Genomic DNA, 20043 nt, shown 5'->3' on the forward strand with positions numbered 1-20043 from the left:
TGTTGTTGACACTTTACTTAATATAGAATAATATTAAATAAAATAAATTCGTATATGCTTAATGATATGGGTTAAGCGTTTCTACTAGGAGCCGAAAACTTCCTTGCTACGAATATGTGATTAGTAATATACAAATATGACTATATTCATATTCCTAGGCCTTGAAGGTTTAGGAATTTTTTTATACTTAATTATAGGGAGATAGCGCAATGGAATTACTTAAAGAGAAGATAAGAACAGAAGGAAAAATTAGGGAAGGCAATATATTAAAAGTTGATAATTTTTTAAATCATCAAATGGATATAAAGCTTTTAAATGAAATTGGGAAAGAGTTTAGAAAAAGATTTGAAGGAGAGAGAGTAGACAAAATCCTTACAATAGAGGCATCGGGTATAGGTGTTGCGGCTATAGTATCTCAATACTTCGATTATATTCCAGTTGTTTTTGCGAAGAAAGCAGCTAGTTTGAATTTAGATAAAGAAGTTTATGAAACTAAAGTTCAATCATATACTAAAAATAAGATTTTTAATGTAAAAGTGGGTAAAGATTTTTTAAATTCAGGTGAAAAGATTTTAGTAATAGATGATTTTTTAGCTAACGGTTGTGCAGCTAAAGGACTTTTGGATTTGATACATCAAGCAGGAGCTGAAGCTGTAGGAGTTGGAATCGTAATAGAAAAAGGATTCCAAGATGGAAGAAGTGTTCTTGAGAAGGAAGGCGTGAGGGTAGAATCTTTAGCAATCCTTGATAGAATGGAAAATGGCCAAGTCTTTTTCAAATAATATAGTCCACAGTGTGAATGATTTTTCATACACACTGTGGACACTTTTTTTATAAAAGAAAATAATATACTAAAATTATTTAAAGCTGATGCTTACAGATTACAGCTTTTATTGTCATGTATCCTATATTTTTAGGAAGGACATCTTTTAATGGTTTTAATTTTGAAGCACCTAGTTCCTCTATGGCTGATAATATGATATCTTCGGTGCCATCTGGTATAAAGTCATCTAGATTAACTTTTTCTCCCTCTAATGCACAATGAATTATGTGCTCTTGAACTGTGGTTATAGAGAGATTTCTATTTTCACTAATTTCATCTAATGATTGACCTTGATTATATAAATTTAAAGTTATTATGTGACTTTTTTCCTTTACAGGCTCAGAAGAGTCCTTAGAAGGATCAGGTATATTTTTATTGATTGAAGCTGATTCGCTTAAAGCTACCTCAGAGATATTAGCATATGCTATATATTCCCTTATGGCATCTAGAAATTTTTCTCCGTATTTTTCAAATTTCCCAAGACCTACACCTTTTATTTCTAAGAAATCCTCCTTTGTTCTAGGAAGTTTATCGCTCATTTCTTTCAATGTAGTATCGTGAAAGATTATATATGGAGGAACTTGAAGTTCCTCAGATAAAGCTCTACGAAGCTCTTTAAGCTTAATTAACAGATCTTTATGCAATCCCTTTGAATCATTTTTAGCCTTTTTAAGCTGTTTTCTGAATGATAAGAATACATTCTCCTTGTTTTTTATAGCAGCTATAGCTTTAGGGGTTAAAACCACCCGAGGAAACTCTTCATCGGTAGAAGCTAGGAAGTTTTCAGCTATTAGCTTATTTATGACTTCCTCTATAAATTTTCTATCATATTTGCTCATAAGTCCATGAGTAGAAAGTTTGTCAAATCCAAGTGAAATCATACGTTGATTTTGAGAGCCTTTAAGTACATCTATAACAACCGTTATCCCAAATCTCTCTTTTATTCGATATATAGTTGAGAATATCATCATTGCTTCATTTGTGACATCTTTAAGTTCGTTATCTTCATTGCAATTACTACAGTTGTTACAGTTTGATTCAGATTCTTCGCCAAAATAATTTAGTATGTAAGATCTTAAGCACTTTGATGTATAACAGTAATCAACCATAGCACGTAGATTATTATATTCCTGCATCTTTATATTAGGGGGAAGGGGTGAATTGTCTATGAAAAACTTTTGAGTTTGAATGTCTCCTGAAGAAAACAGAAGAATGCACTCGCTGTTTTCACCATCTCTACCAGCACGTCCTGCTTCCTGATAATAAGCCTCTAGATTTTTAGTCATATTGTTGTGGATTACGTATCGAACATTTGACTTATCTATTCCCATACCAAATGCATTAGTTGCAACCATAATATTTATATCATCAAACATAAAAGCATCCTGCATTTCTTTACGCTTTTCCTCAGAAAGTCCACCATGATATAATCCAGCTTTAAAGCCTTTTTTCATGAGAACAGAGTAAAGATGTTCTGTACTTTTTCTTGTAGCAGTATATATTATTCCTGTTTCTTCCGTGTGAGCATTCACGTAATCGAGTATAAAGCTTTCCTTATTTTCACCTCTAAATACCTTGAAGTTAAGATTTTCCCTATTAAAACCTGTACAGTATAAGTTTGCGTTTCTAAGGCCTAAGAGAGTAACTATATCATTTTTTACTATCTCAGTAGCAGTAGCTGTGCAAGCTAATACTATTGGATTGCTAGGTAAAAGAGAAATAAATGAAGAGATATTTCTATAGCTGGGCCTAAAATCATGGCCCCATTGAGAAACACAGTGAGCCTCATCAATAGCTATTAAGGAAACATCTATATCGTTTGTACCTAGAAAAAATTTTAAGGCTTCAAGCCTTTCGGGAGCGATATAAAGAAGTTTATACTTATTATTTTTTATATCCATTTCACGCTGCTCAATCTCTGAAGAGCTCAAAGTACTGTTTATATATGTTGAGTTTATTCCCATAGAATTTAATGTGTCCACTTGATCTTTCATAAGGGAGATAAGTGGAGAGATGACTATAGTAAGTCCATCAAAAATAAGGGCTGGTATTTGATATATGATGGATTTACCGCCGCCTGTAGGCATCAAAACAAAGGTGTCATGACCATTTAATATATCATTTATAGCTTCAGCCTGACCACGTCTAAAGCTGGTATAGCCAAAGTATTCTTTTAAATATTGAAGTGCTTTTTCCATTAATGATTTACCTCTTTTATATGTTTAAATTGAAGAAATCCTAAAGGATACCTATTAGGATTATTAACAGTATAGAGGAAAATATACAAATGTACATTCGCATATTTCCCTTAAAACTCATTTAAAGTTATCTAATAGCGTTTAAATATTTCATTATTTATAGAGAGTTGTTAAGATAATTCTTTATATTATCTAAAACTTTTTTTGATAATCTTTCTGTACATTGATAAGAGGAACCGGATACTTTATCTACGACGATTACATTCTTAAGTTCCTTAATTCTCCGCAGTTCATAATACCAGCACCATCGGATAAATAATAATTGTCCCCATTATTTAACCAATTTTTTAGAGCTCCTACTGAGAAAGTAGGACCAAGAGTTGTATTTATTAAAATTTTTCCGTGTCCAAAAGCTTTAAACTCATCTTCATAAAGAAGAACGGTATTTTTATTTAAATTTGTAGATAGTATACTTACCGTTTTTAAAAGGTCGTGAAGAGGGAGGTATTTCATATCTTCTGCCTCTGCATTAGGTTTTCTAGTTCTACTGTAGTAATATATATCTGCACCAAAGGCCTGAAGGGCTTTCGCAACCATATAACCTGTAGTTCCAAGACCAATTATTCCTACTTTTTCATTTGTGAGTTCACTAGGTCTTGCTTTCCACTGAGATTGGCCAAAACCGTGCATAAGTCTTAAAAGTTCACTGACAGTATATGCAACTACACCTTCGTCACCATAATCCTTAATGCCAAGAACAGTTATTCCCTTTTCCTTAGCGCAAGATATATCGACGTTGGCGCTTTTCTCATCATAAAGACTGCAGCACATACCTATATATTTAATACTTGGACAATTTTCTATAATTTCCTTATCTATATTTGTAGTATAAGATACCAGGACACAGTCTGCATCTTCTATACGTTTTATTATTTCTGAATTATCTTGAGGAGTATCGTAATATAACTTTACTTCTTTAGAATAATTTTGAAGTTCATTTTCTCCCCATTTGTTTAATCCTACATTATCTATAGCAACAATTTTTTTAAACATCAATAATCCTCCTTTCAATCTATAAGGTTATATAAAATTATAATACTAAACAAATATTATTTATAGTAGAATTGAATATATAAGTGATTTTTAATTTGAGGGGGATTTTTATATGAAAATAGCTGCTTTTATGGGAAGCCCTAGAAAACATAAGAATACAGATGTTATTCTAGATGCATTTTTAATGGGTATTAAAGAAAATTCTAATGATGAAATAAATAATGTGTTTCTTCAAAAGTACAAAATATCGAATTGCTTAGCATGCGATAGCTGCATGAATACTCATAAGTGTGTTGTAAATGATGATATGCAGGATATTTATCCTATTTTTGAAGAAGCAGATGTAGTAATTTTTGCTACTCCAATATATTGGTGGAGCATGAGTGGTCAGATGAAGTCTTTTATAGACAGGCTATATGCCGTAGGAAGTGCAAAGATGAAGGGGAAGAAAGCATATCTTCTTATGACTTATGGTGGAGAACTTCCAAACTCAGGACCAGAACTTGTACAGAAAACTTTTGAGGATATTTTCGAATATGTAGGAATAGAGCTTAAAGGTGTTTTAGGAGTATGTAGTGGAGAGATTCCTGCGTGTGATAACAAAGAGGTTCTTAAGCAGGCCTATGAAATGGGAAAAAAATCAGTATTATTCTAAATATAAAAAAGAAATCTTAATTATAGCCTTCAGCATACATAATTTTGTAATGTTGGGGGCTATAATTAATTTATGGCATAACATATATATTAGGATTAAACTTTGGAGGAAGACAAATGAAAGTTGGAGTAATAGCTGATACACATACAAATTTAAAAAATGTAGAGAAATTAAGATTATTTTTAGAAAATCTTATGAATGACGTAGATTTTATAATCCATGCTGGAGATATAAAATCAGAAGAAGCATTAGAGATTCTAAGGAGCTTCAAAAATATAGTTATAGTTAGAGGCAATAATGACAATGAGGGGGAGCTCGCAAAGCTTAATGATAGAGAGATTTTGGATCTAGAAGGATATAAAATAGGAATAACTCATGGACATGGTACGAGCAAGTCAACCTTAGATAATGCTATTCAAAAGTTTGAAGGTGAAGACATAGACGTTTTGATTTTTGGACATAGTCATAAATCCTATGTAGATACCAAGGGAAATACATTAATATTAAATCCAGGTTCTCCTAGCAGAAGGAGAAAAGAAAGGTGGTATTCTTACATAGTTATGGATTTGAGAGAGAATGGAATAGATGTAGAACTGAAATATAAAAGGGAAGCTTATTAAACTGTAAAAACCATATATAACTACAGATATTAAAGTGAAAATGCTTGGTTTTAGCAAACAAAAAAGAAATTAAACACTAATATAATAAACAAAATATAAAAAAGTTTGCATAATAGTAGACAAAAACATTTATTTAAAGTATGATGTAGAATATAGATTATATATGGTGGTGATATGGATGGAAAATAAGAACTGTGAAATATTTTGGAATGCATCTATAGATGAGATCAAAAACGGCTATGTATGCAGTGATGGAGAAATTAGATGTCTTGTTTGTGGAGAAAGGTTTGAACAAGGACAGATTTATCAAATAGACTCTAAATTCTATGATGCGTCGAAGGCGGTACAGATTCATATAAAAAAAGATCATGGATCTATGCTAAATTATATAGTGAATATGAACTCTACTTTTACTGGAATATCTGAAGCTCAAAGTAATATGATATTATTATTTGCAGAGGGGTTTTCTGATAAGGAGATAGCAACAAAGCTTGGACTCGCTCAATCAACAATAAGAAATCATAGATACAAACTTAGAGAGAGAGAAAAACAGGCGAAATTATTTTTGGCGGTTATGGAATTGCTTTCGAACAGCACAAAAAAGAATATCAATATGATGGATGATTCAATTATATGTGATGCTCATAAGAGCGCAACCACACTAGACGATAGGTTCAATATAACGGATAAAGAAAAAGAAAAAACTATAGCGACCTATATGGACGAGAATGGCGGACTAAAAACTTATCCATCAAAGGAAAAAAAGAAGATAATAATATTAGAAGCTATAGCTAAAAATTTCAAACGTAATGAGAAATATTCTGAGAAACAGGTTAATATGATATTAAAAAGAATATATGAAGAGGATTATATCACTTTAAGAAGAGCGCTAGTAGAGTACGGATTCTTAGATAGACCAAATGACTGCAGCTCTTATTGGGTGAAAGAGTAGAGAGAATAGATAATATTAATAGAGTAAAAAGCTTGGCATCTTGTGACTTTGGATGTTGCAAGATGTCATACTTTTACCAGGAAAAAGACCTTGCATTAAAAACATAGATATATTATAATAACCTTTGTAACAAAATAAATATTATTTGTATAAACGAACATGGAGAGATGTCCGAGTGGTCGAAGGAGCACGCCTGGAAAGCGTGTATAGGGGCAACTCTATCAGGGGTTCAAATCCCCTTCTCTCCGCCAGTTTATTTTTGCCGTGCTAGATGGGGAGTTAGCGGTGCCCTGTACCTGCAATCCGCTATAGCAGGATCGAATGCCTCATATGAGGCTTTAAAACGTAAGGTCTGGCCCGTATAAGTGGCGTTGAGAGTTGGGCCTCACGCAATGTAAGCCCATGAAATTCGTCAGGTCCGGAAGGAAGCAGCGATAAGTGGTCACTTGCATGTGACGTGAGATCACCTGACTTGAGTTAACTGTACGGGTAACGCTTATGAATTAAAGTCGATTTGAGGTGCACGGTTTCTAATTTAAAAATTTAGGAGATACTGAGAGGTATCTCTTTTTTGCATAACTAAGAAATGGTTAACTTTTGTGATTCATGAATTAAAAATAATAAGACTAAAATATGATAATCTTAAGATAGAGTATTTGAGTGAAATAATGGCAATGAAAGGGGTATGTTTATGAATGGATTATTTCTTCAAGGAGGAGGAGCTAAAGGAGCTTTTCAGGCAGGAGCACTTTATGCTATGCATGAAAAAGGAATGGATTTTGATATTATATCAGGAACCTCTATAGGTTCCATTAATGGATATTATGTTTATACAGGAAATTTAGAGGAATTAAAAAAATATTACACTGAATTTGATATGGCTGGGGCCATGAAACGTTATAGAATCAGTGATACAATACCAAATGATTATATAATAGATGAGCTTAGGAAACTTCGAGGTATTAATCCTAAAGTTAAGGCTTTCTATGTTAATTATGTAAGCGTAAATGAATCAACCTTAAATCATGTACATAAGAACTTAGTGGGTCTAGACAAAGAGGAAAGTTTAAAGTATATAAAGTATAGTTCTCAGCTTCCTTTTTCATGTCCAGAGGGAGAGGACAGTGTGGATTTTGAAAGAGCACTAGAGTTATATGATCCTCCAGTTTTAGCAGCACAGTTTGGGCAAAAACTTCAAAATGGATACTATGATAAGTTTAATCTAGATGGAGGAATGATGAATAATAATTTTATGGAGCCGTTTTTGAAGGAGACTGTAGATAAGCTATATCTTTTAGTGCTTCAAAATAATTTTAAAATTCCACAGTACATATTAGATAAGTATTCTGAAGATAAACTTATCATTATAAAGAGAAAAGAACAATATAAGTCTAATGATACCTTGAATTGCGACAGTAAGTTTCTAAATAAACTCTTTAAAGAGGGATATGAAGCGGCAAAGGAAATTATATAGTGTTTATATGTTCGCTCAATTAGGTTATAATGATAATGAACAAATATTAAGATAAAGAGGTGAGATGCCTTGTCGTATACGGCTTTATATAGAGAGTGGAGACCTCAAACCTTCGAAGATGTAGTTGGACAAGAACATATTAAAACAACTTTAAAAAACCAAATAAAAAATAATAAAACTGCCCATGCATATCTTTTCTGTGGTACCAGAGGAACAGGAAAAACCACTATGGCAAAGATAATGGCAAAGGCGCTGAACTGTCTTAATCTTCAAGATGGAGAACCTTGTAATGAATGTGAAATGTGTAAGAGCATAAATTCAGGACTGAACATAGATGTAACAGAAGTAGACGCAGCATCTAATAATAAGGTAGAAAATATAAGAGACATGATAGAGGATGTACAGTATCCGCCTAGAGAAGCGAGAAACAAAGTCTATATAATGGACGAAGTTCATATGCTTTCCACAGGAGCGGTAAATGCTTTTCTAAAGACTTTAGAAGAGCCTCCATCAAATGTAGTATTTATATTAGCTACTACAGATCCTCAAAAGCTTCCGATAACAATATTATCGAGATGCCAGAGATTTGACTTTAAGAGAATAAAGACAGAAGATGTTTCAGGGAGACTCAGGCAGATTGTAACTGATAAAGGCGTTTTGGCTGATGACAATAGCTTAAACCTTATAGCTAGAATGTCTGATGGAGCTATGAGAGATGCTCTTAGCATTCTTGATCAGGCAATGTCTATGGGAGAGGGAAAAGTTCAGTATGATGATGTACTGAATATGCTTGGACTTGTAACGAATGAAAATCTTTTATCTCTTACTGATGCGGCTATAAAGAAAGACACAGAAAAAGCCATGAATATAATAGAGGATATAGTGATATCGGGAAAGGATATTTACACCTTTATAAAGGACTTAACAAATCATATGAGAAATCTCCTTATGGTAAAGGTAAGCAATAATCCTCAGCAGGTAGTTGATATGTCTTCTGAGAATATTGAGCTTATAAAAGTTCAAGGTTCCAAGATAACTATTGAAGAGATAATGAGATTTATAAGAATCCTTCAAGATGCAGAAGAACAAGCAAAATGGAGCAAACAGGCTAGAATATACTTAGAGCTTGCAATAATAAAGATGTGCAGAGTAGAGTTTGATACTTCTCCTGAAGTGATGCTTTCTAGAATAAACAGAATTGAAGATGCTATAAGAAATGGAACTATAGCGGTTACAACGGTTTCTAAAGAAGAAGGAGATGAAGGATTAGTTTCTACTAGAAAATCTTCACCGTCTAAGAAGACCGTAGCAAAGAGACCAGTAGAGATTCATGAGGAAGTTCTTCCTATAACTGCATTTAATGAAGATTCAACAATTACATTAGATAAAGTAGAAAAATCGTGGAAGGATATAATAGATACATTTAAGAATAGAAGACTTATGGTTATCTATGCATCTCTTTTGACTGGAAAGCTTTCAAGATGTGAAAAAGGTGTTATAGAGATAGTGTACACTGAACAGTTTGCTTTTAATAAGCAGAGGTTAGACAAAGAAGACAATAGAAGACTTGTTGATGGAGTATTCAGCGAGGTTCTTAGAGAAAATGTCAAGGTTACATATAGAGTTATGACTTCTGAATCTAAAGGAAAGACAAAAGAGGAGAAACTGAAAGAGGTCTTCCAAAATACCAGCATAGATATAATAGAATAAATTAAATATATAAAAGAAAATATTATTAAGATATGAATTATAGTAAAGGACTTAAAAATAATATATAATAAGTAATAGCTATAATTAAAGGAGGTTTTTTATATGGCAAGAGGCGGATTCCCAGGAGGAATGGGTGGAGCAAATATGAACAATCTTTTGAAACAGGCTCAAAAGATGCAAAAGCAAATGGAAGATATGCAAAAGGAACTTGAAAACAAGTCTTTTGAAGCTTCTGTAGGCGGTGGAGCAGTTACTGCTGTAGTAAATGGAAAGAATGAAATTCTAGATATAAAAATAAAGCCTGAGGTTGTAGATCCAGATGATGTTGAAATGTTACAAGATTTAGTGCTTTCAGCTTGTAATCAAGCTCTTAAGATGGCTCAAGATGAGACTTCAGCAAGCATGAAGAAGGTAACTGGCGGCATGGGAATGCCAGGAATGTTTTAATATATCTTAAATGACTTAGGCATACTATATGTATGCCTAAATTGCTTATATGGACTAAGGATGTGATTATAAATGGATTTTTATCCAGTTGCGATAGAAAAGTTAATAGAAGAGTTTGCCAAGCTACCTAGTATAGGATATAAAACTGCACAAAGACTTACTCTTCATGTACTTAATCTTCCTAAAGAAGAGGTAGAGGAATTTGCTCATGCACTTATGCAGGCAAGAGGTACTATAAAGTACTGTTCAGTATGTGGAAATTATACAGAGAAGGACCCTTGTCCTTTATGTGGAAATCCTAATAGGGATAAATCTACTATATGTGTAGTTGAGCAACCTAAAGATATAATGTCAGTTGAGAAGGTAAAAGAATATAATGGAGTATATCATGTACTTCATGGAAATATATCTCCTATGGCAGGAAGAGGTCCTTCTGATATAAAGATAAAAGAGCTTATAACCAGGATGAATGGAAGTGTAAAAGAGGTAATAGTAGCAACTAACCCAACTATAGAGGGAGAAGCTACAGCTATGTATATATCAAAGATTTTAAAGCCTTTAGGAGTGAAGGTTACTAGAATAGCTCATGGAATACCTGTAGGAGGAGACTTAGAGTATGCAGATGAAGTTACTCTATCAAAAGCTTTAGAAGGAAGAAAAGAGATATAAAAACTGGAACAATATGAGAATTTAATGAATATTAATACCAAATTGTGTAAAAGATTATTATATAGAGGCTTGCCACATAAAATATATTAGGAAAGTAATAATAAGAAAAAGGATGGTATTAAGATGATTTTAAAGGATCATATAAACTTATTAGTTGGATCTAAAGCAGAAAAAATAAAAATGAACGAATGCAAAGAAAAGTTAATGGAAGCTATAAATGCTACATTAAAGGAAATAGAATGTACAAGAAATTTATTTGATAGTGTATCTGAACCAGAACTCATAGAAAATGCAATTTATTCAGAGGAAGCGCTGATGGCTAAGTACGCATATCTCTTAAAGCAGGCAAAAAAGATGGAGCTAAAATATGATGATGTAATATAGAAAAATACGGAGGTGTTATTAATGGAAGCCTTTATAGGATTTTTGATTGGTCTTTTGGTGCTATTTTTAGTGGTAAAACTTTTTGCATGGCCAATAAAGATACTTTTAAAACTTATAGTTAATGGAATATTAGGTGGAATATTATTATGGCTCGTGAACTTAGTTGGAGGAGCTTTTGGATTATATATAGGAATAAATATTGTAACTGCTTTAATAGCTGGTATATTAGGTATACCGGGAGTGCTATTCCTTATAATTTTCACTATGTTTATGTAATATAAAAAAGAAAAATAGGTTGCTGAAGGGGGCTTTAGCAACCTATTTTTTCTTTTTTAGGTGGGAGAATATTAGTGTTTCATTATTAAAGAAACTAATTAAGGGTAACTAAAATACTTCTTTAGAAGAAGCTTTAATCTATACTTATATTATATGGAGAAGAGCAAATATGGTTACGGGTTTTGTAAATTTATCTCATATCTAAATCTCCAGAAACTGTACTTACACGAATAGAATAGTCATTTCCATTTGATATAGATATGTGTTTCCTTGAAATATTAGCATTATATTTTTTTGCAATATCAAAATCTCCGGAGGCAGTATTACCTTCCAAATTAAAAGGTGTATCTCCCATTGAAATTTCTACTTCTCCAGAAGTAGTCTTGGCATCTAAAGATCCCTTTATATTATTATAAGAAGAGAAATTTATAGTTCCTGATACTGTAGTCATTTCTGTACGTCCAAAAGGGCTGTCTACATCTATATCTCCAGATGTAGATTTCATTTTTAATTCATTTCCTGTAAAACTTTCGTTTATGGACATATCACCAGATACAGACGAAAGATTCGCTGTTAAAGCGGAAAGCTTCTTTATTTCAAAATCTCCAGAAGTAGTATTAATTGAAACATCATTTAAGTTTAGTGATGATAGATCTATATTTCCATCACCTGAAACTGTAGATATCTTCAGAGATTTATTATAACTCATAGGAATATAAACCATAAGCTTTGAACTTCTAAGCATATCAAAGTTTAAGTTGTTTTTATATTTTACTGAAATATCTACTTTAGAATCGCTCTCGTCTACGTTAAGAGTAGCAGCGCCTTCTATACCTTTTAAATAAAACATTGCTTTTATTTCGTTACCATCTGTAGGTGCAATTACGAGTTCAGAGGATACTGTAGATATATTTATTTCTGAAGTGGAATCGGTTATGGTGCAGGATTTATCATCAGTAAATTCTGCAGCATCCTTAAGTGTAGTATTGTTTTTAACATTATCTTCAACTAAAGATTCAATCTGATCACCTAAGGAATCCATTTGATTTCCTATATTAAAAGCGAAGTTTCTCCAAGTCCATGGAGAAAATAAAGAGTAATGTCGCGTACTGCTGTTTTCAAACATTAAAGAAGGAGAGAAGCCTGATGATTTTAGTATGATAGCAGCTGAGCCAAAACATATAAGTGTTACAGCTAAAAGAATAAGCATTATTTTCTTGAAAATTTTATTTGATTTATCTTTCATATCAACACCTCCTCGCAATTAAGCAAGCCTTTCTTTAAACCAACAAAATAATTTTATTATACACTGAACGCCAAATTTTATAAGCCAGATATTTCCTCCTAAAAATAATCCGCCTAAAGCTATAAGTCCTATTGCTATCAATATAAAAGCGGGAGCAGACATTACCGCGAGTCGACTTAAAGATATAAATCCAAAGAAAGCTGGAAGAACTCCTGTAGCGCCGGCTATAAGCATTGATATACCACCTATTATGATTCCAAGCCCAGCAAAAAGGAAACCTACCATAGCACCAAATACTCCTAGAATTGGACCGCCTCCAAATATAATGAGAAGTACTAGAAGAACTATAGTTAAAAGTTTATCTGATGAATTATTATTGTTGTTTTCAGTAGATTTATCATTTTGAGGAGATGTTGTTCTATATGGTGAAGCATAATCATTTTCTGATGAGCTTTTACTGCTAGAATACTGGCCGGCAATTGATGCTGGGTCTCCTAGTTCTTCAATTATTTCAGCTTCGCTTTTTCCATTAGCTGCTCCTATATTGAAATGTTCCTCATAGTCATATAGTATTTCAGAAACTTCTTCTGTAGAAAAATCATTTAGGTTAGCTCTAAGAATACACATAAATTCATTTTTAGTCATTGTTTTCATCCCCTTCTATAATATTGTTAACCCCATCTACAAATGCAGTCCATTCATTAATTAGCTGATCCTTTGTTTGGTATCCTATATTAGTTAATTTATAATACTTACGAGGGGGTCCCTCTTGAGACTCCTGAAGATAAGTCTCAAAAAAACCTTCTTGATTAAGCCTTCTTAATATAGGATAAATAGTTCCATCGGATATCTTGATGTCTTTAGAAATCTCGTTTACTAATTCATATCCGTAATAATCTTTTTTTGATAATAGAGAAAGAACACAAAGTTCTAAGACTCCTTTTTTTAACTGAGAATTCAATTCGTATCACCTCGTTTAAAGTTATTAATGTAATTAGAGAAAGTATATATTGTGATTTTATAGTTTAGTTTCAGTTAATAGGAATAATATTCCTGAGTATAGTATAACAAACGGTATTGTTTATTACAAGGTAGTGAATAATAAATTTTAGTTATACTTTAATATATACATATGCATTATTGTATAAAGAGTTTAATCTTTATAGTTTATGTAATATTGATTTATATTTTATACAAATATTAAGAAAAATCTATTAGAATAGAATATATATTTATAACTTAATAATTGGGGGGGAAGAGAATATGAAAAATATAATCATAATAAGTCTAGGTAGTAAAACTGCAAATTCCTTAGAAACTCAGCTTAGAAATATATTAAAAGAAAAAATAAATATAGAAAATTACTCTTTAGAGAATGAAATACCTAAAAATATAGATGGTGATCTTGTAATATTCTCTAGTGAAGAAGTAAAGGATGCTGTACTAAGTGATACAAATATAAAATCTAAATATATGGTTGTAAAAAGAATAATAAAGCATAATTCTATAGATGAATTAATCAATCTAGAAGAAGGTACTGAAGTTCTATTAGTAAATGATTCTAGAGTTACGTGTGAAGAAACAATAAACCAATTAATAAGCCACGGAATAGATCATTTAAATTATTTTCCATACTATCCGGGAATAAAAGACTATGAACGCAAAAATATAGCCATAACCCCCGGAGAAATGAAGCTTGTTCCACAAGATATAGAGAGAGTAATAGATATAGGGACAAGAGAAATGGAATTTGTAAGTATTATTGAAGCCCTTATATATTTGGGCTATGCACAGGAGTATGGAGAACTATTATCTACGTATTCTTTTAGAAATATAATTGATGTATCAAAAAGATATATAGATATAGTAAATAGAAGTACTAAACTTACAAAGATATTGACAGATACCTTGGACAATTCTAAGGAAGGAATAATATATACAAATAATAATTATGAAGTAATAGTGTTAAACAAAGTTGCTAGAGATATCTTAAAGAAAAGTGAAGAGGATTTTATAGGGAAAAATTTATATGATTTATATGAAGATCTTAAGGAAGATATAGCTACAATTAATGGAAATGAGATTTTTGTAAGTAGAAAAGAAATATATAGCAATTCAATATTAATAGGATATGTAATAACTTTAGAAACTATATCAATGCTAGAAAAGATGGATGAAGAAAGAAGAATAAAGAAGAAATACAGCAATAATAGTGCTAAATATAATTTTCAAGACATGGTGGGAAACAATAGAAAGGTGAAAAGAACTATAGAATTATCTAAGAGATTGGCAAAGACTAATTCTACTATATTAATTCAAGGTGAAAGTGGAACTGGTAAAGAAATTTTAGCGCAGTCTATTCATAATAATTCTGATAGGAAGGATGAACCTTTCGTAGCTATAAATTTTTCTGCTTTATCTGAAAATCTTCTAGAAAGTGAACTTTTTGGATATGAAGATGGAGCGTTTACGGGAGCTAAAAAAGGCGGGAAAATAGGGCTATTCAAAAGAGCTCATAAAGGCACTATATTTTTAGATGAAATAGGAGATGCACCTTATCATTTTCAAACTAGACTGCTAAGGGTGCTTCAAGAGAGAGAAGTAACTCCTGTAGGTAGCACACAACCTATACCTATTGATATAAGAGTTATTGCGGCTACAAACAAAGATTTATTAGAGGAAGTGAAAAATAAAAGATTTAGAGAAGACTTGTTCTATAGAATAAATGTAATGCCTATTTACAGCATATCTCTTAGGGAAAGGAAGGATGATATAGAGCTTTTAATAAAGCATTATTTAAAAAAGAACAAATGCTTCTTTACTTTAGGAGAATTTATGGAGAGAGAGGTGCTGGAATTTTTTAAGGAGTATAACTGGCCTGGAAATATAAGAGAACTGGTAAATGTAGTTGAGTACTTAATAAATATAAAGGATGAGGACAAAATTACAATAGAAGATATTCCTAGATATATGATAGGAAATATAGAAAGAGAATCTGATAAAATTGACTTTCGTGAATTTTGGGTATTAGAAAAGATATGGTTTCATAATGGTATTGGAAGAAGAACTCTTGGGATATTAGCTAAAGAAGAAAATATAGACTTAACAGAGGGTAGTATAAGAAATATACTTAAAAAAATGGAAAAAGAAAACTACATAAAAATAAATAGAGGAGCTAAAGGAACAACTTTATTGGAAAGGGGAAAAATTCTAATAAGATCCCATAAGTAACGGGATAAATGAGAATGAAAGATGGGATAAAATATTTCCCGTTAACCCATTAGTGGATTCATAAAAATTCTCAAGAAAGCTGTTTTACACATACTATTTGTAACAAAGCCTTTAAAACAGTTGAAAAATAGTTAGATTATATTTATTTAAATATAAAAAATAGTACAACTATTATGGCATGATATTTGCGTTAAATAATTGCATACAAAGGAGGTTAGTTATATGAAAAAATTGTTTGATGAACACTTTGAAAAAACTTGGACATGTATATTTTTATTTATGTTTGTCTTAATCATGTTACCATTACCAATCTTCTATTCTCATGAGTATATGCCATCTTTTCTAGGTGGAATACCTATTTTTATAATAGGGTGGATAGTACATTCTATTATAACTTTTACTCTTATAATAATTTATTACAAAATGTGCATGAAGAGAAAAGAATATCATGAATATGAATAGGAGGCTTTAAATAATGGAGACATTAGTTGTACAACCAGCACCAATACCTTTTTATACAGTATTAATTTTTTATTTAGGAATAATGGCTTTCATAGGATGGTATGCAAGTAGAGGAACTAATAGTTTAAGTGATTATTTTGTACTTAGTGGAAAAGCGGGAGTTATAGTTAGTGGAATAGCGTATTTCGCTACTCAGTTCAGTATGGGTACTTTTTTAGGAGTTCCTGGAACCGTATACAATGTAGGGTATGCAGGAATGGCTGTATCAGTACCTGGAGCAGTATTCTGCATGATTTTACCTGCCATATTAGTAGGTAAGAGACTTGTAAAGCTAGGACATGAGTATAAATTTTTAACAATGGCAGATTACTTGTCAGATAGATACGGATCTAATAAAATGAGTTCATTTTTAGGAGTTCTTATGCTAGTTTTTCTAGTTCCTATGATGGGTGCTCAAATCATTGGAGCAGGAGTTATAGTTAATGTATTTACAGGACTACCAGAGTGGGTAGGAGTTGTAGGAATGGGTACAGTAGTTATACTTTATTGTATGACTGGAGGTATGAAGGGAGCTATGCTTACTGACGTAATTCAGGGAGGTTTAATGATAGCTACTGCAATAGTAACATTTATTTTATCAGTAAAAATGGGTGGCGGCTTTGAAAATATTAACCAGAGCTTAATGAAGATGAATGAGGCATTCTTGTCCTTTCCGGGAAATACCAATTATATGCCGTGGCAATTTTATGTATCACAAATAATATTATGGTCTTTCTTTACAATTGGACAGCCACATTTATTTACTAAGTTTTTTGCTATGAAGAATCATAAAGTAATGTTTAAGGCTATATTGTTAGGAACTGCAGGAATGTGGTTATCTGCTACTTTAATAGAATGGTCAGCGGTAAATGCCATAACATTTATACCAGGACTTAAAAATACAGACCAAGTAATACCTCTTATTTTACAGCAAGGAATGAATCCTTTCTTAGCATCAGTATTTATAGCGGGTATAGTTGCAGCAGGTATGTCTACAATAGATGGTGTTTTAGTTATCACATCAGGTGCTTTTACTAGAGATATATATCAAAAGATAATAAACAAAAAAGCTAGTGATGAAAGTATAATGAAATTATCAAAAATTGTAACGTTAATAATTGGATTAGTGGTTATAGCTTTTGGAATATTGAAACCAGGAACTATATTTGAAATTAATTTATTTGCATTTGCAGGAATGGGTATATTTGTAGTACCTGTAATGTTCGGTATGTATTGGAAAAAAGCTACACTGTCAGCAGCGTTTGCATCTGTTGTTACAGGAATAATTGTTCTTATCAGTTTGACCTCTATACCAGCTCTTAAACCATTTGCTTTTGGATTCCATCCTTTATTACCAGCAGCAGTAGTGGCGGCAGTGGTTATGGTGATAGTAAGTTTATTTACAAAAACTCCATCAGAAGCCATTATTAAAAAGCATTTTAGCATATTTAAAAAAGTAAACAAGCAGGAGGTGTAATATATGTATTTAGAGGAATTAACGACATCACAAGCTAAGAAGGTCTTAAATGATAACGCTATAATTGTTATACCTATTGGAAGTATAGAGCAGCATGGAAATCAATGTGCATTAGGTACTGATTACATAATACCTAGATATTTAGGAGAACAAATTTCTCATATGGAAAAGGTAGTTATTTTGCCAGCGATTCCTTATGGAGTATGTCCTTATCATTTAAATTTTGCAGGAAGCATAGATATAGGATATGAGGGGTTGAAAGTTGTACTAGAAGGTATAACTAGATCTTTAATGAAACATGGAGCAAAGCGATTTTTGATTCTTAATGGTCATGGTGGTAACTCTCCAGCTATTGAAAAAGTTGCTTTAGAAGTTTATCAGAAAGGGGGAGTATGTGCACTTATAGATTGGTGGAGTTTAGTTGCCAAGTTAGACAGTAAGTTTGTAGGAGGGCACGGCGATATTCTTGAAACTTCAGCAATGATGGCTATAGATGAAAAATATGTGGATTTATCATTGGCTGAGGATATAACTCCTATAAATCCAACAGAAAAATTAAAAGCTAGTTATATACAAGCTGTAAGCTTTAATGGAGGAATAGTAAAAATACCAAGAAACACTGAAGAGATAGCTCCTCAAGGATGGTTTGGTCCAATTTCACCAAAAGAATCCAGTGTTGAATTTGGAAGAGAGGCATTGAAATGTGCTGCAGAATTTATAGAAGAATTTATAGAGGAATATAAAAAAATGGAATTAAGATAATCGGAGGATATAGAAGTGATACTTATAAAAAATATAAAGATATATTCCCCAAAATATATAGGGAAAAAAGACATACTTTTAAGTGGCGGAAAAATAACTTGCATAGATGAGTGCATAGATTTTCAAAGTAAGAATCTAAAAATCATAGACGGCACGGGGAAAATATTAATACCGGGTTTTATAGATCAACATGTACACATTACAGGTGGTGGCGGAGAAGGAAGTTTTAAGACTAGAGTACCAGAGATAATGCTTAGTAAATTAACTAAAGCTGGAATAACTACTGTTATAGGAATATTAGGTACAGACGGCACTACTAGAAGTGTAGAGAATTTGATAGCTAAGACCAAGGGATTAAAAGAAGAGGGAATCAGTGCTTATGCACATACTGGTTCTTATGAGTATCCTTCAATAACGATAACTGGTTCTGTAAAGAGAGATATAATATTTATAGATGAAATTATTGGAGTCAAGATTGCTTTATCTGATCATAGATCATCTTCTATAAGTACTCAAGAATTAGCTAGACTTGCTTCGGATGCAAGGGCAGCCGGCATGATTGGGGGGAAAGCAGGAATAGTTGTCGTTCATATAGGAGATGGAGAATTAGGTTTTAATAAAATAAATGAATTGATAAAGATAAGCGAAGTACCTATAAAAACAATAAGGCCAACTCATATAAATAGAAATAGAAAGTTATTTAATGAAGCTATAGATTTTGCTATGAGAGGTGGAATTATAGATTTAACATGTGGAATGCATGAAGAATTAAGCCCAAGGAGAGCTATAAAAGAGGCCATGAAAGTAGGAGTCCCGGTAGAAAATATGACTGTAAGCTCTGATGGCTATGGAAGTTGGTCTAGATATGATGAGTTTGGGAATTTAGTTAAAATAGGGGTTTCAAGTGTAAATGCTATTTATGAAGAATTTAAAGCTATGGTTTTAGAGGAAAAAATGGATTTGGAATTGGCTTTGAAATTTGTAACATCGAATATAGCAAAGGCTGTGAATTTGTATCCTAAAAAAGGGACAATATGTAGTGATGCTGATGGAGATGTTATATTATTAGAGGAAGAGACTCTAATAATAAATACTGTAATAGCAAATGGGAAGATTATGGTTGAGAATGGTGAGGCTGTTATATTAGGGACATATGAATGATTAATATAAAAGGGGTGAATAAAGAGTGTTGTTTTAGAGAAACAATGTTCTATTCACCTTTTATTTTAATGTTTAAAGTTGTAGATATTTACTTTGTATATATTTTAGAAGATTAATATGAATATTTGCTATTTTATATGTATAAGAAGAAAAAAATCATACATACTATACATATAAAAGTAAAATTATCCTTATATAGTTATATATTATAGAAATAAAAACAATTAAATATCTTACACTAAGCCTAGTGTATCAATAGATGAATTATGACGATATATAGAGTAATTTAGAGAAAAAATAAAACCAATCTATGTGAGGTCATATATATGCTTAAATTTATTAATTGAGGATGATATAATAAATTTCGTTCCGCAAAACAAGAACAAAAGATCACAGTAAATTTA

20 protein-coding genes, 1 tRNA gene, 1 other RNA gene and 1 riboswitch are annotated in these 20043 nt (G+C 31.9%); of the genes, 17 read left to right on the forward strand and 5 right to left on the reverse strand.

Annotation, left to right across the window (positions count from 1 at the left end; all coding sequences use genetic code 11):
• The first annotated feature begins 28 nt into the window (after window positions 1-28).
• Window positions 29-129, forward strand: a riboswitch (purine riboswitch).
• A gap of 80 nt (window positions 130-209) precedes the next feature.
• Window positions 210-782, forward strand: a complete 573-nt coding sequence (locus KQH81_RS00805; protein ID WP_027638947.1) for a xanthine phosphoribosyltransferase — start codon at window positions 210-212, stop codon at window positions 780-782.
• A 79-nt stretch (window positions 783-861) separates the two neighbouring features.
• Here KQH81_RS00805 and recQ read toward each other — a convergent pair whose 3' ends face one another.
• Both recQ and KQH81_RS00815 read right to left on the reverse strand, forming a co-directional pair.
• Window positions 862-3021 (reverse strand): DNA helicase RecQ, encoded by a 2160-nt coding sequence (gene recQ, locus KQH81_RS00810; protein ID WP_099335866.1) that lies wholly within the window; start codon window positions 3019-3021, stop codon window positions 862-864.
• Window positions 3022-3279: 258 nt separating this feature from the next.
• Window positions 3280-4074: an NAD(P)-dependent oxidoreductase gene (locus KQH81_RS00815; protein ID WP_326839248.1), complete on the reverse strand. Its 795-nt coding sequence runs from the start codon at window positions 4072-4074 to the stop codon at window positions 3280-3282.
• Window positions 4075-4186: 112 nt separating this feature from the next.
• Between KQH81_RS00815 and KQH81_RS00820 the strand changes: the two genes are divergently transcribed.
• The 11 genes from KQH81_RS00820 to KQH81_RS00870 all read left to right on the forward strand — a co-directional run bounded on the left by KQH81_RS00820 (window position 4187) and on the right by KQH81_RS00870 (window position 11261).
• Window positions 4187-4729 (forward strand): flavodoxin family protein, encoded by a 543-nt coding sequence (locus KQH81_RS00820; protein WP_027638944.1) that lies wholly within the window; start codon window positions 4187-4189, stop codon window positions 4727-4729.
• Window positions 4730-4845: 116 nt separating this feature from the next.
• A complete protein-coding gene (locus tag KQH81_RS00825; RefSeq protein WP_027638943.1) occupies window positions 4846-5349 on the forward strand; it encodes a metallophosphoesterase family protein in 504 nt (167 codons plus the stop codon).
• A 178-nt stretch (window positions 5350-5527) separates the two neighbouring features.
• On the forward strand, window positions 5528-6301 hold the full coding sequence (locus KQH81_RS00830) for a DUF2087 domain-containing protein (RefSeq protein WP_230028681.1): 774 nt from the start codon (window positions 5528-5530) through the stop codon (window positions 6299-6301).
• 161 nt (window positions 6302-6462) lie between these two features.
• Window positions 6463-6552 (forward strand) — tRNA-Ser (locus KQH81_RS00835).
• Window positions 6553-6563: 11 nt separating this feature from the next.
• An RNA gene (ffs, locus tag KQH81_RS00840) (signal recognition particle sRNA large type) lies at window positions 6564-6828 on the forward strand.
• A 164-nt stretch (window positions 6829-6992) separates the two neighbouring features.
• Window positions 6993-7775 (forward strand): patatin-like phospholipase family protein, encoded by a 783-nt coding sequence (locus KQH81_RS00845; protein WP_230028683.1) that lies wholly within the window; start codon window positions 6993-6995, stop codon window positions 7773-7775.
• 69 nt (window positions 7776-7844) lie between these two features.
• The gene (gene dnaX / locus KQH81_RS00850) at window positions 7845-9485 is read left to right on the forward strand and encodes a DNA polymerase III subunit gamma/tau (protein ID WP_027638940.1); all 1641 of its coding nucleotides are present in this window, start codon (window positions 7845-7847) and stop codon (window positions 9483-9485) included.
• Window positions 9486-9587: 102 nt separating this feature from the next.
• Window positions 9588-9932, forward strand: coding sequence for a YbaB/EbfC family nucleoid-associated protein (locus KQH81_RS00855; RefSeq protein WP_027638939.1), 345 nt, complete (start codon window positions 9588-9590; stop codon window positions 9930-9932).
• Window positions 9933-10004: 72 nt separating this feature from the next.
• Window positions 10005-10601: a recombination mediator RecR gene (recR, locus tag KQH81_RS00860; protein ID WP_027638938.1), complete on the forward strand. Its 597-nt coding sequence runs from the start codon at window positions 10005-10007 to the stop codon at window positions 10599-10601.
• A gap of 123 nt (window positions 10602-10724) precedes the next feature.
• Window positions 10725-10985, forward strand: coding sequence for a DUF2508 family protein (locus KQH81_RS00865; RefSeq protein WP_143081317.1), 261 nt, complete (start codon window positions 10725-10727; stop codon window positions 10983-10985).
• Window positions 10986-11006: 21 nt separating this feature from the next.
• Window positions 11007-11261, forward strand: coding sequence for a pro-sigmaK processing inhibitor BofA family protein (locus KQH81_RS00870; protein ID WP_027638936.1), 255 nt, complete (start codon window positions 11007-11009; stop codon window positions 11259-11261).
• Window positions 11262-11451: 190 nt separating this feature from the next.
• On the opposite strand, the gene KQH81_RS00875 is transcribed toward KQH81_RS00870, so the two are convergent.
• The 3 genes from KQH81_RS00875 to KQH81_RS00885 are packed head-to-tail and all read right to left on the reverse strand — an operon-like array spanning window position 11452 to window position 13468.
• On the reverse strand, window positions 11452-12507 hold the full coding sequence (locus KQH81_RS00875; protein WP_027638935.1) for a DUF4097 family beta strand repeat-containing protein: 1056 nt from the start codon (window positions 12505-12507) through the stop codon (window positions 11452-11454).
• An 18-nt stretch (window positions 12508-12525) separates the two neighbouring features.
• Complete coding sequence (locus KQH81_RS00880) at window positions 12526-13152, reverse strand: DUF1700 domain-containing protein (RefSeq protein ID WP_027638934.1); 627 nt, start codon at window positions 13150-13152, stop codon at window positions 12526-12528.
• Window positions 13145-13468 carry a PadR family transcriptional regulator gene (locus KQH81_RS00885; RefSeq protein WP_027638933.1) on the reverse strand — a complete coding sequence of 108 codons (324 nt, stop codon included), beginning with the start codon at window positions 13466-13468 and terminating at the stop codon, window positions 13145-13147. The genes KQH81_RS00880 and KQH81_RS00885 overlap by 8 nt, the downstream gene beginning before the upstream one ends.
• 302 nt (window positions 13469-13770) lie before the next feature.
• Here KQH81_RS00885 and KQH81_RS00890 point away from each other — a divergent pair, with 302 nt between their 5' ends.
• The 5 genes from KQH81_RS00890 to iadA all read left to right on the forward strand — a co-directional run bounded on the left by KQH81_RS00890 (window position 13771) and on the right by iadA (window position 19639).
• Entirely contained in the window at window positions 13771-15738 is a 1968-nt protein-coding gene (locus KQH81_RS00890; protein ID WP_051196254.1) for a sigma-54 interaction domain-containing protein, read from the forward strand.
• A gap of 222 nt (window positions 15739-15960) precedes the next feature.
• Window positions 15961-16200: a hypothetical protein gene (locus KQH81_RS00895; protein WP_027638932.1), complete on the forward strand. Its 240-nt coding sequence runs from the start codon at window positions 15961-15963 to the stop codon at window positions 16198-16200.
• Between the two features lie 13 nt (window positions 16201-16213).
• Entirely contained in the window at window positions 16214-17716 is a 1503-nt protein-coding gene (locus KQH81_RS00900) for a sodium/pantothenate symporter (RefSeq protein WP_027638931.1), read from the forward strand.
• A gap of 3 nt (window positions 17717-17719) precedes the next feature.
• Entirely contained in the window at window positions 17720-18478 is a 759-nt protein-coding gene (locus tag KQH81_RS00905; RefSeq protein WP_027638930.1) for a creatininase family protein, read from the forward strand.
• A gap of 15 nt (window positions 18479-18493) precedes the next feature.
• Window positions 18494-19639, forward strand: coding sequence for a beta-aspartyl-peptidase (gene iadA, locus KQH81_RS00910; RefSeq protein WP_074844877.1), 1146 nt, complete (start codon window positions 18494-18496; stop codon window positions 19637-19639).
• The last annotated feature ends 404 nt before the right edge of the window (window positions 19640-20043 follow it).

Origin of the sequence: Clostridium cadaveris (genome assembly GCF_020911725.1) — a bacterium.
Lineage (GTDB): Bacteria > Bacillota > Clostridia > Clostridiales > Clostridiaceae > Clostridium_X > Clostridium_X cadaveris.